The 1,527-nt window shown below is 39.3% G+C and carries 1 protein-coding gene; it reads right to left on the reverse strand.

Going from position 1 to position 1,527, the window contains the following annotated elements; genetic code table 11:
• Positions 1-79: 79 nt before the first annotated feature.
• Positions 80-1,435 carry an IS1182 family transposase gene (locus tag MOC86_RS27285; protein ID WP_268587015.1) on the reverse strand — a complete coding sequence of 452 codons (1,356 nt, stop codon included), beginning with the start codon at positions 1,433-1,435 and terminating at the stop codon, positions 80-82.
• Positions 1,436-1,527 lie beyond the last annotated feature (92 nt).

Below are 1,527 nucleotides of genomic sequence, written 5' to 3' on the forward strand. Positions count from 1 at the left end.
TCAGACCGTAGACAAACCCCATCCTAACCTTTAGTTAGGATGGGGTTTGTTTGTATAGTGGGTGAACAATCTTTGTTGATTAGGCTGGACATGGCCCTTGCCATGTCCAGTTGGCTAATTTTTTAAGATTCATGGCAGCCAAGGTAAGCATCGCCTGCATTGAAACTTTTTTAAGCCCTCTTAGGGTTGTCCAACGCATGCCATGCTTTTCTTTCGCGTCCGCAAACACTCTTTCAATCGTTTCCTTACGTTTTGCGTACAGCCTTCTATTCAGATTGGTATGTCTCAAGTGCTCCGTTTCCTCTATGTAATCTTGCCACATGTGTCGGTGGATCACTTTTGTATAATTTTGACTTTGTGTGCAAGATTCTAGTAAAGGGCAGGTTTTACAAAATTGAGGATGGGAAGCATATTGTCGATAGCCATCTCGAGTGGTGGTACGATAAGAGAGGATTTGCCCTTCGGGACAAAGGTAGTGATTAAAATGTTCATCATACACATATTCCTCCTTTTTGAGATAGCCTTCCTTTCTTCTAGGTCTCGTGTAGGGCATAACGGGTCGAATGTTTTGATCCATTAAAAACTTCGCAATATAAGGGGTTTTATATCCAGCATCTACCGCCACAGCCTTCGGCTTTTCTACGTTCTTTGTAACGGAAGTAACGAGTGAGTCCAACATACGACTATCATGAACATGACCACCTGTGACAAGGGAGCCTAAAATAAATCCTCGGGAATCGCTGGCCGTATGAAAAGAATAAGCAAACATCTTCTCCCGTTCATCCTTTACATAATACCCACTCTCCGGATCCGTTGTGCTGACTTTGATTTCTTTTACTTCTTCCTTATTCTGTGGGGGGAAGGGCTTTTTTCCGTGTTCTTCACGATCCATATTGATTTCTTCATCTAATTGACCTTGATAACTTCTCGTTTCTACTCGAGCTACTTTTTTCTCAAACTTCTTTTTATTCGCATTCGCTTTTACATGCGTTGAATCGATAAAAGCAACAGATGGATCCACTAATCCTTTCCTCATCGCTTCCTTTAAGATGCGATAAAAAATCTGTTCAAAAAGATCTGTATCTTGAAAACGACGAACATAGTTTTTACCGAAGGTAGAGAAGTGTGGGATTTTTTCCGTAAACCCATATCCAATAAACCAACGATAAGCTACGTTTGTTTCAATCTCTTTAATGGTTTGACGCATAGAACGAATCCCAAATAGATATTGGATAAACACCATTTTAATTAAAACGACAGGGTCAACACTCGGTCTCCCCTTATCTAAACAGTATTTATCTTGAACTAAATCATAAATAAATTCAAAATTAATAGCCTGTTCGATTTTCCTTACTAAATGATCTTTAGGGACCAACTGATCCAACGCCACCATCTCTATTTGATTTCTACCTTCTTCTAAGTGTTTAGATAACATCGTATTCCCACACAAAATTAATCTTCTGTTTTCATTATATAAAAAAAAGCTTGTAGACAGGAGACCTTTTTTGGACTTTGTCTACAAGCTGA

Source organism: Priestia endophytica (assembly GCF_026790145.1).
Classification (GTDB): Bacteria; Bacillota; Bacilli; order Bacillales; family Bacillaceae_H; genus Bacillus_I; species Bacillus_I endophytica_A.